Origin of the sequence: Paracraurococcus ruber (assembly GCF_004353985.1) — a bacterium.
GTDB classification, from domain to species: Bacteria; Pseudomonadota; Alphaproteobacteria; order Acetobacterales; family Acetobacteraceae; genus Paracraurococcus; species Paracraurococcus ruber.
Genome location: NZ_SMOA01000051.1, coordinates 20,846 through 33,948 on the forward strand (window position 1 = coordinate 20,846; position 13,103 = coordinate 33,948).

A 13,103-nucleotide genomic window follows, 5' to 3' on the forward strand; every position below is an offset into this window, starting at 1 on the left:
AGCCTCCACGCGTCAGCCGCGACCGGCCGGGCCACGCAGCCCGCCGGCGCAGGGGGGAGAGGAACCGGCATGCAGCGTCGCGACATCCACCGGCTGGCGGGACTCGGCGCCCTGGCCGGCCTCGCCGCCCCCGCCCTGCCGCGGGCGCAGGGCAAGCGCAGCCTGGCCTTCGTGGTGAACGTCTCCGCGGATTTCTGGACCATCGCCCGGCGCGGGATCGAGAAGGCGAATCGCGAGCATCCCGATTTCGAGATGGAGATGATCATCCCCGCCCAGGCCAGCGCCGCCGAGCAGCGCCGCATCCTGGACGAGCTGCTGGCCCGCAAGGTGGCGGGCGTCGCCATCTCCGCCATCAACCCGGCCAGCCAGACCGAGGCGCTGAACCGCGTCGCCGCGCAATCCGTGCTGTTCACGACCGACAGCGACGCGCCGGCCAGCAACCGGATGGTCTATATCGGCACGGACAACGTGGCCGCCGGCCGCCGCGCGGGCGCGCAGATGAAGCAGGCCATGCCAGGCGGCGGCCGGGCCATGCTCTTCGTCGGCACCATGGATGCCGACAATGCCCGCGAACGCGTCCAGGGCATCCGGGAAGCGCTGCAGGGCGGCAACATCGAGATCGTCGACATCCGCACGGATGAGAGCGACTTCGCCCGCGCCCGCCGCAATGCCGAGGATGCGCTGGCGCGCGAGCGCAACCTCGGCATGATGGTCGGCCTCTGGGCCTACAACACCCCGCAGATCTACCAGGCGGTGCGGGAGGCCGGGCGGCAGGGCCAAGTGAAGGTGGTGGGCTTCGACGAGGATGCGCTGACGCTGCGCGGCGTCGCCGACGGCACCATCCATTCCACCGTCGTGCAGCAGCCCTACGAGTTCGGCTACCAGTCCATGAAGGGGCTGGTGCGGGTGCTGGGCGGCGACCGCGGCTGGATCCCCGGCAGCAAGCAGGTGATCGTCGACACCAAGGTCATCGACCGGACCAATGTGGGGGAGTTCCAGTCCTACATGCGCCAGGTGCTGCGCAGCGGCTGAGGCGCCGCCCTTGCTGCTCGCGCTCGAGGGCATCCGCAAGACCTATCCCGGCGTGGTCGCGCTGGACGGCGTCTCGCTGCATCTCGCGGCGGGCGAGGTGCTCGGCCTGGTCGGCGAGAATGGCGCGGGCAAGAGCACGCTCATGAAGGTCCTGGGCGGCGTGGTCCGGCCGGACGTCGGCAGCATCCGCCTGCATGGGCGCGACCACCCGCATCTGACGGTGGCGGATGCCCAGGCGCAGGGCATCGCCTTCGTCCACCAGGAGCTGTCGGTCTTCGACAACCTGGACGTCGCGGCCAATGTGCTGATGGGGCGGGAGCCGGTGCTTGGCGGCCCGATCCTGCGTCCCCTGCGGCTGGTGGACCGCGCCGCCTGCCGCGCCCGGGTCGCGCCGCTGCTGGCCCGCCTGGGCGCGGATTTCGGGCCGGAGGCGCCGGTGGCGGCGCTGTCCATCGCCCAGCGGCAATTGGTGGAGATCGCCCGGGCGCTGTCGATGCAGGCCCGCATCATCATCCTGGACGAGCCGACCAGCAGCCTGACCCTGTCGGAGACCGACCGGCTGCTGGCCGCCGTCGCGTCGCTGCGGGCGGCGGGCACCGGCCTGATCTACATCACCCACCGCCTGGGCGAGGTCACCGCCTGCGCCGACCGCGTCACCTGCCTGCGCGACGGCCGCGTCGTCGGCCACCTGGCGCGGGAGGAGATCAGCCATGCCGCGATGACGCGGCTGATGATCGGCCGCGACCTGAAGTCGCTCTACACGCCGCCCGCCGCGCCGCCACGCGCGGGCGGGCTGGAAGCCCGGGCGCTCGTCACCCGGGCCTTCCCGGACCGCGCGGTGGACCTCGCGGTCCGGCCGGGCGAGATCCTCGGCCTGGCCGGCCTGGTCGGCGCCGGCCGCACCTCCCTCGCCCGCGCGCTGTTCGGGATCGAGCCGGCGCTGGCCGGCCGGGTCGCGCTGGACGGCGAGGCCATCCCGCTGCGCGGACCGCGCGACGCCATCGCCCGCGGGATCTACCTGGTGCCGGAGGACCGCAAGCGCTCCGGCCTCCTGCTCGACATGAGCATCGCCGAGAACGTCACCCTGCCGGACCTGCCGCGCCATGCCAGCGCCTGGCTGCTGGATGGCGGGGCGGAGGCGCGGACGGCCGAGGCGCAGCGCCGCGCCCTCGGCATCCGCGCCCCCTCGGTCGCCACCGGCGCCGGCACGCTCTCCGGCGGCAATCAGCAGAAGGTGGCGCTGGCGCGCTGGCTGGCGATGCAGCCCCGCGCCATCCTGCTGGACGAGCCGACCCGCGGCGTGGATGTCGGCGCCAAGGGGGAGATCTACGCGCTGATGCGCGGCCTCGCCGACCGCGGCGTCGCCGTGCTGATGATCTCCTCCGACATGGAGGAGGTGATCGGCGTCAGCGACCGCGTCGCCGTCATGCATGAAGGCCGGATCGCGGGAATCCTGGACCGCGCCCAGGTGAGTGAGCCGAACATCCTCCGCCTCGCCACCGGCCAGCGGCCGGAGGACAGCGTCGCGGGGCAAGCGGAGGCGGCATGACGGGGCGGAAGGAACTCGGCCTGCTCGGGCTGATCGTGCTGATCGCCGCCGTCACCTCGGCGCTGAACCCGCAATTCCTCTCGGCCGTGAACCTGATGAACATGGCCAACCTGATCGGCCTGTTCGGCATCTTCTCCATCGGCCAGGGGCTGGTCATCATCACCGGCGGCATCGACCTCGCCGTCGGGTCCATGCTGGCGCTGCTCGGCGTGGTGTTCCTCGACCTGGTGGCGAACCGGGAGGTCGCCTGGTACCTCGCCCTGCTGGTGGTGTTGGCGGGCGGGCTGGCCATGGGCCTCGCGCATGGGCTGCTGGTGGCGCGGCTCGGCCTGCAGCCCTTCGTCGTCACGCTCTGCGGGCTGCTGATCTATCGCGGCGCGGCGCGCTACTACACCGGGGATTCCACCATCAGCCTCGGCTTCGCCGAGGGCGTGGACACCATCACCTGGCTGGCCGCCGGCCGCACCCTCGGCATCCCGCACAGCTTCATCGCGCTGCTGCTGGTGGCCGCCGTGATGTGGGTGGTGCTGCACCGCTCGGTCTTCGGCCGCTACCTCTACGCGGTGGGGCGGAACGAGGAAGCGACGCGCTATGCCGGGATCAACACGGGCGCGGTGGTGGCCGGCGCCTATGTGCTGGCCGGGCTGCTGGCGGGCCTCTCCACCATCCTGCTGGTCTTCTACACGAGTTCGGTCTCGCCCTCCTCCTTCGGGAATTTCTACGAGCTCTACGCCATCGCCGCGGCGGTGCTGGGCGGCTGCTCCCTGCGCGGCGGGGAGGGCACGGTGCCCGGCATCCTGCTCGGCACCGTGCTGCTGCAGGTGCTGCAGAACCTGGTGAACATCCTCGGCATCCCCTCCTCGCTGAACTTCGCGGTGATGGGCGGCGTCATCCTGCTCGGCGTGCTCGCGGACCGGCAATTCGCCCGCGGCCGCGCCACCCGCGCCCGGGTGCCGGCGGCCGCCCCGGCGGAGTAGCGCCCGGCGCCGGGCCGTCGCATCATCCCCCCGGGACGAACGGGGGACGCAGGATGACGGAGGAACTGGCCGGGCGACGCATCCTGGTGGTGGGGGCCGGCTCCGGCATCGGCCTGGCGACGGCGCGGCTGGCCGCCGCCCGCGGGGCGCGGCTGGCGGCGACGGTGCTGACGGCGGCGGAGCGCGCGGCGCTGTCGGCCGAGATCCCCGGCATCGCCTGCGAGCCCTATGACGTCACGGATCGCGACCGCCTCCAGCCGGTGCTGGACGGGCTCGCGGCGCGCCTCGGCGGGTTCGATGCGGTGGTCTATTGCGCCGGCATCGCGCTGCGCACCGACTACGGCGCGATGACCGACGCGCAATGGGACCGGCTGATGGAGATCAACCTCACCGGCGGCGCCCGCGTCCTGCGCGCGGTGCTGCCCGTGCTGCAGCAGTCCAGGGACACGCCCGGCTTCGTCGTCATCTCCAGCCAGTTGGGCACGGTGGGCTTCCGGGCCGGCGCCGCCTATGCCGCCAGCAAATGGGCGCTGAACGGGCTGGTCGCCTCGGTGGCGCTGGAATACGCCCCGCTCGGCGTGCGGGTGAATGCGGTGGGGCCGGGCCCGACCGACACGCCGCTGACCGCGCCCAGCCTGTCGAACCCCGTGGTGCGGGCGGAGATGACGGCGGCCATCCCGATGGGCCGCTACGGCCAGCCGCCGGAGATCGCCGAGGTCATCCTCTTCCTCGCCTCGGCGCGGGCGAGCTTCGTCACCGGGCAATGCTGGTGCGTCGATGGCGGCTACACGGCGCGCTGAGCATGGCCGCCGACTGCGCCTCGCCCTGGCCCTGGCGGCGGCGATGAGCGCCCCGGCCCTGGCGGAGGAGCCGCCGCTCGCGCTGCGCGGCATGGGCAGCTTCCATGTCGGCGGCCGGGAGGCGGTGGTGGCCGGCAAGCCGGTCAAGGAGGTGCTGCTGGTCCCCGGCGGCGTCCCGGCCCGCATCGACCCGAACGGGACCTACCAGGTCGAGGCGATGTATGTGCAGTACCATCTCCCGGCCACGCCGCGCGGGGCGGTGCCGCTCCTGCTGTGGCATGGCGGCGGCCTGACCGGCGTGACCTGGGAGAGCACGCCGGACGGGCGGGAGGGCTGGCAGCAGTATTTCCTCCGCCGCGGCTGGGCCACCTATGTGAGCGACGCGGTGGAGCGCGGCCGCGCCGGCTGGGCGATGTCGCCGGAGATCTTCCAGGGCGACCCGGTGTTCCTGACCAAGCAGGATCCCTGGGAACGCTTCCGCATCGGCGCCGGCCCGGGCAGCTGGCGCACCCGCACCGCGCTGCCCGGCACGCAATTCCCGGTGGAGGCCTATGATGCCTTCATGCGCCAGGTGGTCCCGCGTTGGACCACGACGGATGCGGCGCAGCTGGCCGCCTATCGCGCCCTGCTGCGGCGGGTCGGGCCGGCGGTGGTGCTGGCGCACAGCCAGGGCGGCCTGTTCGCCGGGCGTGCCGCACAGGCGGAGCCGGGGCAGGTGCGCGCCCTGGTGCTGGTGGAGCCGGCCGGGTTCGGGGAGACGACGCCCGAGGCGCTGGCGGCGCTGAAGGACATTCCCGTCCTCGCGCTCTATGGCGACTTCATCGACCAGGATCAGCGCTGGCCGGCGATCCGCCAGCGCGGGCTCGATTTCTACGCCGCGCTGCGGGCGGCGGGCGGGCAGGTGGATGTGGTCTCGCTGCCCGAGCGCGGCATCGCCGGCAACAGCCACATGATGATGATGGATCGCAACAACCAGGCGGTGGCGCAGGTGGTGCATGACTGGCTCGCGGCGCGGGGGCTGTGGCGCTAGGGCAGATCCCGATCGGGTGGACTCGCCTGCGCGGGTGACGATGCTCGCGGAGTCAAACGACCAGAGCGGTTGCCGTGCGTCATGGCGAACGGCAACCGCTCGGGCCGCGCCTCGCGCCTCGCGCCGCGGGCAGCCGGACCCGGCCCACCCGCGCCCCGCCGCCGATCACGGGAAGACGATGTCGGTCAGGTTGCAGGTGTTCACCCGCCGCCGCTCATTGGCCGAGCCATTGGCATAGACCACGCGGATGTCGTTCACGCATTGCCCGGCCGGCAGGCGCACCACATAGCTGCCGCCCGAGGCCAGCGTGCGGTCGCCCAGCCGGTCCGGCCCCCAGCTGTTGGTGTTGGCGGACGAAACATAGATCTCGTTGATCGTGGACGCGCTGTTGTTGGTCAGCCGGAAGGACGGGTCGTTCGTCTGCGCGCCGGCGCAGCCAGCGGTGGCCAGGAACAGCGCGGCGGCCAGGGGGCCAAAGCGGCGGAAAGCAAGCATGCAAGCGGGTCCCTACGCTGCGCGGCCCCGGATGAGCCGCCGGTCGGGGCCATTTGTGTCACAAAAGCCTAACCCAGGGTTGAGCTTTGTGCCTCATTGCCGTGCAGGACGCCGGTGACCTGTCCTTCCGGCATCGGGCCATCCCGGCCTTCCGGGCGGAGGCCGGGACCGCCGGCGGGCCCGGCCTCCGGCCGGCCAGCGGGACCGTCGGCCGCTGCGGTCGATGTGCTCGGCGCGCAGCCGCGACAGCCTCGGCGCATCGCGCCGACCGGCGCGCGAGGCCCGCATGCGGACGGGAGGAGGTCCGCAGCCGGATGCCATATCGCAGGCCGCGGCGATCAGGCTGCGGCCGGTGCGGCCGGCCGAGGCGCCGGACGGCGCCCTGCGCCGCGGCGGCGAGCCCCGCCGCCGCAGGGGCCCTGCCCGGCTCCCAGGCGCACCCGGGCAACACCCAGGGTCAGGCTCGGTGGCCCCTGGCGTCAGGCGGTCGCTTCCTCCAGGAAGACCTGCACCGCCTGGAAGAGCGCGCCGCGGTTGCGCTCCATCCACATGCCATGCGTTCCCTCCCCCAGCAGCACCAGGCGCTTGCCGGGGCTGGCGGTCAGCAGCGGGAACAGGGCCTGCGCCATGTAGGGCGGCGTGTCCTGGTCCCATTCGCCAAGCACCAGCAGGGTCGGCGCGGTGATCTTCGCGGGATCGTAGAAGGGCTTGCCGGCCGACCAGAATTCCCGCCCGTCGGCGGTCGAGCCATTGGGCGCGCGGATCACCGGCGGGTTCTGCCGCGACCCCTCCGGGTCGGTCGCCCAGGTGACGCCCGCCCAGTGCTCGAACCAGCCGGGCGGGATCAGCGCCGCCGCCTTGTCGGCCGGCACGCCGGTGCCGCGGCGGCGCCGCGCCGCCTCCACCGTCACGCTGCGATAGGCCCCCAGCTCGCCGCCGGGATCGGCCAGGCTCGGCGTCGTGCGGAGCCAGACCGGGGCATACAGCACCAGCCGCTCCACCAGGGACGGGTTGTCGGCGGCGAAGCGGCCCATCAGCGCCGTGCCCCAGGAATAGCCGAGCTGGGTGAGGCGCGGCAGGTTGCGGCGCTGGCGGATGAAGGCCGCGGCGCTGGCGATGTCGGCCACCGCCGTGTCGCCGCGCACGATCGGCGGGTTGGCATTGGCCGGCTGCGCCATCTCGGGCGGGCGGGTGCTGCGGCCATAGCCGCGGATGTCCAGGCACCAGACATCGAAGCCGCGGCCGGCGATGTAGTCCATCCAGGACAGGCCGCCGAGCGGCAGGTCGAAGGCGGTATGCGCCGGGTAGGTCGCGCCATGCACCATCAGCAGGGTGCGGGCGGGGGAGAAGCCCGTCATCGCCTCCGGCCGCTTGTTGCGCAGGAACAGCTCGATCCCGGCATCCTTCGCCGGGACCATGAACTCCTCGGTCACCAGCTGCCCGCCCGCGCCCTGGGCCTGGACCGGCAAGGGTGCCAGCAGCGGGCCGGCCAGGGCGGGGGCGGCGAGCATCGCGCGGCGGTGCATGGCGTCACTCCGGATCGTCGTTGCGTCCAAGCCTAATCCAGAACGGCCGGAGGCGGGAACCGGGGGGCCGGCGGCCGGGCCCGCCATGCCCCGCGCCCTTGGGCGATGGCGGACAGGGACCAGGGATGCGGGCCGCGGCGCCGGCGCGTCCCCACCGGGCGGGGTTCCCGCCTCGGCCCGCGCCGCCGCTGCGCCAGTCACGCCGTGGCGGCTTGCAGGACACGCCGAACGCGGCCGGCCGCCGCCCTTCGCTGGCGTGGCGGCCACGGGGATCGGCCTGCCCCCCTTGCGCCGCAACGGCCGGCGTGCAGGACCGAAGCCTGCACCGCCGACGCCCTTCGCCTGCAGGGCGGATCCGCGCGGCGCGGCGTTCCCGGCCTGCCGCGATCCGCCCTAAAGGGTGCGGCATGGACGCCACCCCACATGCGCCTGCGCCCCGCCCCTGGCGAAGTGAGGCGATGGCGACGCTCGCCCTCGCCTGGCCGCTCGCGCTCACCAATCTCAGCCAGCATGCGCTGGCGCTGACCAATGCCGTCATCCTCGGCTGGCATTCGACCGAGGCGCTGGCGGCGGCGACGCTCGGCGCCAACCTCTACTACGCGGTGATGGCGGCGCCGCTCGGCACCGCCTTCGCCGCCGCGCCCATGCTGGCCCAGGCGCGCGGCCAGGGCAGGCTGGCGGGCGGCGCCGGCCGCGGCTGGGTGCGGGAGATGCGGCGGTCCGCCCGCAGCGGGCTCTGGGCGACGCTCGCGGTGCTGCTGCCGTCCCTGCTGCTGCTGTGGTTCGCCGAGCCGGTGCTGCTGGCGCTGGGCCAGGCGCCCGGGCTGGCGGCGCTGGCCGGCGAGTACCTGCGCGCCATGATGTGGGGCCTGATCCCCTTCTGCGGCTTCGTCGTGCTGCGCGGCTTCCTCGCCGCCATGGAACGGCCCGGCCCGGCGCTGTGGATCGCCGTGGCGGGCATCGGGCTGAACGCGCTGCTCTGCCCGCTGCTGGTCTTCGGCTGGGGCGGCTGGGCCGGGTTCGGCGTCACCGGCGCCGGCCTGGCCAGCACGCTGGTCGATTCGCTGATGCTGCTGGGCCTGCTCGGCCTGGTCGCGCGCGACCGGGTGCTGGGCCGGTTCCGGCTGCTCGGCCGCTTCTGGCGACCCGATCCGGCCCGGCTGCGGGAGGTGGTGCGGATCGGCCTGCCGGTCGCCGGCAGCATGCTGCTCGAGATCGGCGTGTTCAGCGCCGCCGCCATCGTCATGGGCTGGTTCGGGGCGGTCGCCGTCGCGGCGCATGCGGTGGCGCTGCAGGTGGCGGGCATGACCTTCATGGTCCCGCTCGGGATCGGCCAGGCGGCGACGGCACGGGTCGGGCTGTTCGTGGGGGAGGCGCGGCCGCGCGAGGCGGCGCGGGCCGGCTGGGTCGCCATCGGCCTCGGCGCCGGCTTCATGGGGCTGATGGCGCTGCTGCTGCTGGCCGGCGCCGGCCCGATCGCCCGCGGCTTCGTCGGCGCGGCGGAGGCGACGGCGCGGGAGGCGGCGGCGCTCGGCGCGCTGCTGCTGACCATCGCGGGCCTGTTCCAGCTGGCCGATGGCGTGCAGGCGGTGGCGGCGGGCGCGCTGCGCGGGCTGAAGGACACGCGGGTGCCGATGCTGCTGGCCGGCTTCGGCTACTGGGGCCTCGGCATGCCGGTCGGGCTGCTGCTGGCCTGGCCGGCGGGCTTCGGGCCGCAGGGGATCTGGCTGGGGCTGGCCGCCGGGCTCGGCGCCGTCGCCGTGCTCATGCTGCGGCGCTGGCGCCGGATGTCCGGGGCTTCACTGGACCGCGCCCTGCCGGCGCGCGCATGAGGCGGCGCCGCCCGAGGACACCGCCGATGCGCCTGCCGATCCTGCTGCTCCTGCTGCTGCTGGGCGCCTGCCAGTACGCCCGGCCAAGCCCGGTCGGGGTCAATTGCGTGCATCAGGGCCGCAACCGCATCCCGGTCTGCACGGACTGATCCCGGTGAGCGGACATCCTGACGTCCGCGCACCGGCATCGCGCGCAGGGTTTGGCGTGCCGGCTGCGCGCCAGACCCAATGATCATGCCGGTCAGCAGGGATGCTGACCGGCATGAGCGACAGGCGTCACGGGCGGCGCGCCTGCAAGAAGGTCCTGCCGCCCCGCTCGAAGCCCGCCGACTCGTAGAAACGCAGCGTCGCCTCGCTGCGCGAGCCGGTGGCCAGCATCACCTTGTAGCACCCGGCCTGCCATGCCCGGTCCAGCGCCGCCTGCAGCAGGCGGCCCGCATGGCCCTGCCGGCGATGCGCGGCGTCCGTCACCACATTCTCGATGATCGCACAGGGCCGGGCGCCGCGCGTCAGGTTCGGCACGACGACGAGCACACAGGTGGCAACCGGGCGGCCATCCGCCGGCGCCACCGGCACGGTCGTCATGGCCGAGCCGAGGGGCTGCGACCAGTCCACCGCGGCGCGGCCGGGATCGGGCGCCAGGTCGGCCGGATTGCGCTGGCGGCAGGGCGCCAGCACCGCGCCGGGATCGGCCGGGACGGCCGGACGGATGCCGGCCCCGGCCATGCGCTCAGTCGCTCTCGGGCGGGATGACGTTGGTGCGGCGGCCCTCCACCAGCACGTCGCGCATCGTTTCCACGCCCTTGCGGCGGATGTCGTCCCAGGCCTCGGGCGTGTGGAAGGCGATGTGCGGCGTGACCACCAGGCGGCCCGTCAGCCAGGGCTCGCGGTCGCGGTAGGCGCGCAGCAGGGACGGGATGGGGTCGCGCGGCGGCTCCTCCGGGATCACGTCCAGGCCGGCGCCGGCGATGTGGCCATCCCGCAGGCAGCGCTCCAGCGCATCGAGGTCCATGATCGGCCCGCGCGCGGTGTTCACCACCACGGCGTTCCGCGGCAGCAGGCGCAGCTCCCGCTCCCCGATCATCCCGCGCGTGTTGCGCGTCAGCGGGCAGTGGATGGACAGCACGTCGGACTGCGCCAGCAGCTCGTCGAGGCTGCGGGCGCGGCGGATGCCGAGCGCGCGGTCCCAGCCATTCGGCTGCTGCGGGTCGAAGAACACCACGTCGTAGCCGAAGGCCCTGGCGCGCAGCGCCGCGGCGCTGCCGATGCGGCCGAGGCCGAGGATGCCGAAGCGCTGCACCTCCTGCCGCCGGTGCAGCGGGGATTGCATCACCGCCCAGGGCGCCGGATCCGGCCCGCGCTGGGTCTCGTGGTACAGGATCAGGCCGCGGCGGAGCGAGAGCGCCAGCAGCACGGCGAATTCCGCGACTTCCATCGTGCCGTAGTCCGGCACGTTGGCGACGAGGATGCCGCGCGCGGCGCAGGCGGCGCGGTCCACCCGGTCGTAGCCCACGCCCATGCGGACCACGACCTTCAGCTTCGGGAAGCGGGCGATCTGCTCGGCCGGCACGGCCATGCGCAGGGTCATCAGCCCGTCCACCTCCGCCAGCAGGCTGTCCGGCAGCTCCGCCAGGCTGGCCTTCGCATGGCCCTGCAGCAGGCGGACGCCGGGGCCGAGGATCTCCTGCTCGAGCCTGGTATCGGAATAGAGCCCCTCGGGCTCGAGCACGGTCAGTGTCACGCCAGCATCCCCTCGGTTGGGCGGCGCGCACCATGCCGCCGCCCCGCCAGGGGTGCAATCCGCGCGGCCTACAGGATCGCCGTCGGCGCCACCGTGCTGCCGGTGCCGCCCTTCAGCTTCAGCGGCTGCAGGTTCAGCACGAACTCCGCCCGTCCCTTCCCAGCCAGCTCGTCCAGCTTCAGGTTTTCCAGCAGGTGGACGCCGTTCACCACCAGCGCGATCTGGTGGATCGGCAGGCTGGCCGAAGGCAGGGTCCTGGACGGCGAGACCTCCACCGTTCCGACATCCGCGCCCATCAGGATCGGCCCGCGCCGGATCACCTGTTCCGCCGCGGCGACGCCGATGCCCGGGTTGCTGGCCATGTAGCGGGCATTGTCGCGGCCCCACAGCGTGCCCCAGCCGGTGTGGAACAGCACCGCATCCGCCTCGGCCAGCTGCACGGATTGCCGGCGCAGCGCCTGGTCGACGTCGTCCGGCGTGATCTCGTAGCCCGCCTCCAGCATCGGCACGCCCTTCAGCGCCGCGATGTCCAGCAGCACGCCGCGGGTGAAGATGTTGCCCACCGTCTCCACGCCCATCTCGGCGAAGCCGTTGCGCGTGGCGATGCGGTCGATCTCGACGCAGTTGTAGGTGTGGTTGCCGATCGTCTGGTGCGGGAACATGTCGAACTGCGTGCCAACCTGGCCCATCTCGCCGATCACCATCTCCTCGTTCGATCCGCGCCGGTTCGGCTGCGGGTTCATGAAGAGCGGCTTGGTGTGGATGTGGAATTGCCGGGTCGCCTGCAGCGGCATGCCCTGTTCCAGCACCCGGCCCAGCTCGACGATCTCGCCGGTGCGGATCAGCCCGGCGGCGCGCTTCACCGTCTCGGGCGTCTGGCGGTTCATGGCGCCGCGCCGGTCGGCCGCGCCCCAGGGGCCGGGGCAGCGCTGCGCCGGGTCCGGCGGGCTCCAGGCCTGCGGCGCCTGGGGCGTGCCTTGGGCCGACCCCTGGCCCGACCCCTGGGTGGGCAGGGCGGCGGCCAGCCCGGCAGCGGCCGCGAGCGCAGCGCGGCGCGAAAGGATGGTCATGGCGTTCCTCCGATGGTCTTCTGTGCGCGGGTTCCCTTGCCGCACCCGCGGCCGCTGCGGGCGGCGCGGGGCGGGGCCGGGGCACCGGCGGCCGCCATGCTGGCACGGATGCCGACCGGTGCGGGACGATGGATGACGGGCGGAGGACGGCATGGCGGCACGGCGAATCCTGGTCACCGGCGCGGCGAGCGGCATCGGCGCCGCCTGCGCGCGGCTGCTGGCCGGCCCGGGGAATGCCCTGGCCCTGCACACCCGCAAGAACCGCGACGGCGCGGACCGCGTGGCCGCCCATCTGCGGGAGCATGGCGGGACGGCGACCGTATTGCTCGGCGACCTCGCCCAGGCCGGGGAGCCCGAGCGGGCGGTGGAGGAGGCCGCGGCGGCGCTCGGCGGCCTCGACGTCGTCATCGCCAACGCCGGCTTCGCCGACCGCACGCCGCTCAGCCAGCTGACCGACGAGGCCTTCGCCTACAGCCACGCCTCCATCGCCTTCGCCCTGCTGCGCCTGGCCCGGGCGGCGAAGCCGCATCTGGCGAAGGGCGAGCAGCCGCGCCTCGTCGCCGTCTCCTCCTTCGTCGCGCATGTCTTCCGGCTGGAGCAGCCGCTCTTCCCTGCCTCGGCCGCGGCGAAGGCGGGGCTGGAGGCGCTGGTGAAGGCGCTGGCCATCGAATGGGCGCCGGAGATCACGGTGAATGCCGTCGCGCCGGGCTTCACCCGCAAGGACCCGGGGGCGCATGCGGCCATGGACCCCAAGGCCTTCCAGGACCGCGTCAGCCGCATTCCCATGCGGCGGCTGGGCGAGACGGAGGAGGTGGCGGCGGCGATCCTATTCCTCGCCTCGCCAGCCGCCGGCTATGTCACCGGCCAGGTGCTGCATGTGGATGGCGGGATCACCGCCTGAGGGCTCGCGCGGCAAGGCTTCGCCCGCGCGCCTCCCGGCCGACGGGGCGGCGCATCGGCGCCGGGCATTCCCGCCCGGGGCGGGTGCCGGCACCGGCTGCGGCTCGGGCTCGGGCCGGGACGAGTGCCGGGCGCGGCCCTTGCCGGCGGC

The 13,103-nt window shown here is 73.9% G+C and carries 13 protein-coding genes; 8 read left to right on the top strand and 5 right to left on the bottom strand.

The features are described 5' to 3' along the window. Positions 1 to 69 precede the first annotated feature (69 nt). From E2C05_RS12090 to E2C05_RS12110, 5 genes are read left to right on the top strand one after another with little or no spacing between them, the layout of a single operon-like run. The gene (locus E2C05_RS12090; protein ID WP_133219891.1) at positions 70 to 1,032 is read left to right on the top strand and encodes a sugar-binding protein; all 963 of its coding nucleotides are present in this window, start codon (positions 70 to 72) and stop codon (positions 1,030 to 1,032) included. 10 nt (positions 1,033 to 1,042) lie between these two features. Further along, positions 1,043 to 2,581 carry a sugar ABC transporter ATP-binding protein gene (locus E2C05_RS12095; protein ID WP_240046714.1) on the top strand — a complete coding sequence of 513 codons (1,539 nt, stop codon included), beginning with the start codon at positions 1,043 to 1,045 and terminating at the stop codon, positions 2,579 to 2,581. After that, a complete protein-coding gene (locus E2C05_RS12100) occupies positions 2,578 to 3,558 on the top strand; it encodes an ABC transporter permease (RefSeq protein ID WP_133219893.1) in 981 nt (326 codons plus the stop codon). The genes E2C05_RS12095 and E2C05_RS12100 overlap by 4 nt, the downstream gene beginning before the upstream one ends. 53 nt (positions 3,559 to 3,611) lie before the next feature. Next, entirely contained in the window at positions 3,612 to 4,358 is a 747-nt protein-coding gene (locus E2C05_RS12105; protein ID WP_133219894.1) for an SDR family NAD(P)-dependent oxidoreductase, read from the top strand. Between the two features lie 43 nt (positions 4,359 to 4,401). Then, the gene (locus E2C05_RS12110) at positions 4,402 to 5,388 is read left to right on the top strand and encodes an alpha/beta fold hydrolase (protein WP_133219901.1); all 987 of its coding nucleotides are present in this window, start codon (positions 4,402 to 4,404) and stop codon (positions 5,386 to 5,388) included. Positions 5,389 to 5,553: 165 nt separating this feature from the next. Here E2C05_RS12110 and E2C05_RS12115 read toward each other — a convergent pair whose 3' ends face one another. Then, on the bottom strand, positions 5,554 to 5,883 hold the full coding sequence (locus tag E2C05_RS12115) for a hypothetical protein (protein ID WP_133219895.1): 330 nt from the start codon (positions 5,881 to 5,883) through the stop codon (positions 5,554 to 5,556). A 479-nt stretch (positions 5,884 to 6,362) separates the two neighbouring features. Then, complete coding sequence (locus E2C05_RS12120; RefSeq protein WP_133219896.1) at positions 6,363 to 7,409, bottom strand: alpha/beta hydrolase; 1,047 nt, start codon at positions 7,407 to 7,409, stop codon at positions 6,363 to 6,365. A gap of 458 nt (positions 7,410 to 7,867) precedes the next feature. Between E2C05_RS12120 and E2C05_RS12125 the strand changes: the two genes are divergently transcribed. Both E2C05_RS12125 and E2C05_RS35125 read left to right on the top strand, forming a co-directional pair. Further along, positions 7,868 to 9,241 carry an MATE family efflux transporter gene (locus tag E2C05_RS12125; protein ID WP_240046715.1) on the top strand — a complete coding sequence of 458 codons (1,374 nt, stop codon included), beginning with the start codon at positions 7,868 to 7,870 and terminating at the stop codon, positions 9,239 to 9,241. Between the two features lie 26 nt (positions 9,242 to 9,267). Further along, the gene (locus tag E2C05_RS35125; RefSeq protein ID WP_274607237.1) at positions 9,268 to 9,390 is read left to right on the top strand and encodes a hypothetical protein; all 123 of its coding nucleotides are present in this window, start codon (positions 9,268 to 9,270) and stop codon (positions 9,388 to 9,390) included. A gap of 127 nt (positions 9,391 to 9,517) precedes the next feature. On the opposite strand, the gene E2C05_RS12130 is transcribed toward E2C05_RS35125, so the two are convergent. The 3 genes from E2C05_RS12130 to E2C05_RS12140 all read right to left on the bottom strand — a co-directional run bounded on the left by E2C05_RS12130 (position 9,518) and on the right by E2C05_RS12140 (position 12,052). Continuing rightward, positions 9,518 to 9,967 carry a GNAT family N-acetyltransferase gene (locus E2C05_RS12130; protein ID WP_133219898.1) on the bottom strand — a complete coding sequence of 150 codons (450 nt, stop codon included), beginning with the start codon at positions 9,965 to 9,967 and terminating at the stop codon, positions 9,518 to 9,520. Between the two features lie 4 nt (positions 9,968 to 9,971). Next, on the bottom strand, positions 9,972 to 10,982 hold the full coding sequence (locus tag E2C05_RS12135) for a C-terminal binding protein (RefSeq protein ID WP_240046716.1): 1,011 nt from the start codon (positions 10,980 to 10,982) through the stop codon (positions 9,972 to 9,974). Between the two features lie 68 nt (positions 10,983 to 11,050). Then, positions 11,051 to 12,052, bottom strand: a complete 1,002-nt coding sequence (locus E2C05_RS12140; RefSeq protein ID WP_133219899.1) for a cyclase family protein — start codon at positions 12,050 to 12,052, stop codon at positions 11,051 to 11,053. Positions 12,053 to 12,203: 151 nt separating this feature from the next. Here E2C05_RS12140 and E2C05_RS12145 point away from each other — a divergent pair, with 151 nt between their 5' ends. After that, complete coding sequence (locus E2C05_RS12145) at positions 12,204 to 12,953, top strand: SDR family NAD(P)-dependent oxidoreductase (protein WP_133219900.1); 750 nt, start codon at positions 12,204 to 12,206, stop codon at positions 12,951 to 12,953. The last annotated feature ends 150 nt before the right edge of the window (positions 12,954 to 13,103 follow it).

Excerpts from the sequence above, each read along its gene's own strand:
- E2C05_RS12090 (WP_133219891.1), top strand. The coding sequence starts at position 70 with ATGCAGCGTCGCGACATCCACCGGCTGGCGGGACTCGGCGCCCTGGCC.
- E2C05_RS12100 (WP_133219893.1), top strand. The coding sequence starts at position 2,578 with ATGACGGGGCGGAAGGAACTCGGCCTGCTCGGGCTGATCGTGCTGATC.
- E2C05_RS12105 (WP_133219894.1), top strand. The coding sequence starts at position 3,612 with ATGACGGAGGAACTGGCCGGGCGACGCATCCTGGTGGTGGGGGCCGGC.
- E2C05_RS12110 (WP_133219901.1), top strand. The coding sequence starts at position 4,402 with ATGAGCGCCCCGGCCCTGGCGGAGGAGCCGCCGCTCGCGCTGCGCGGC.
- E2C05_RS12115 (WP_133219895.1), bottom strand. The coding sequence starts at position 5,883 with ATGCTTGCTTTCCGCCGCTTTGGCCCCCTGGCCGCCGCGCTGTTCCTG.
- E2C05_RS12120 (WP_133219896.1), bottom strand. The coding sequence starts at position 7,409 with ATGCACCGCCGCGCGATGCTCGCCGCCCCCGCCCTGGCCGGCCCGCTG.
- E2C05_RS12125 (WP_240046715.1), top strand. The coding sequence starts at position 7,868 with ATGGCGACGCTCGCCCTCGCCTGGCCGCTCGCGCTCACCAATCTCAGC.
- E2C05_RS35125 (WP_274607237.1), top strand. The coding sequence starts at position 9,268 with ATGCGCCTGCCGATCCTGCTGCTCCTGCTGCTGCTGGGCGCCTGCCAG.
- E2C05_RS12130 (WP_133219898.1), bottom strand. The coding sequence starts at position 9,967 with ATGGCCGGGGCCGGCATCCGTCCGGCCGTCCCGGCCGATCCCGGCGCG.
- E2C05_RS12140 (WP_133219899.1), bottom strand. The coding sequence starts at position 12,052 with ATGACCATCCTTTCGCGCCGCGCTGCGCTCGCGGCCGCTGCCGGGCTG.
- E2C05_RS12145 (WP_133219900.1), top strand. The coding sequence starts at position 12,204 with ATGGCGGCACGGCGAATCCTGGTCACCGGCGCGGCGAGCGGCATCGGC.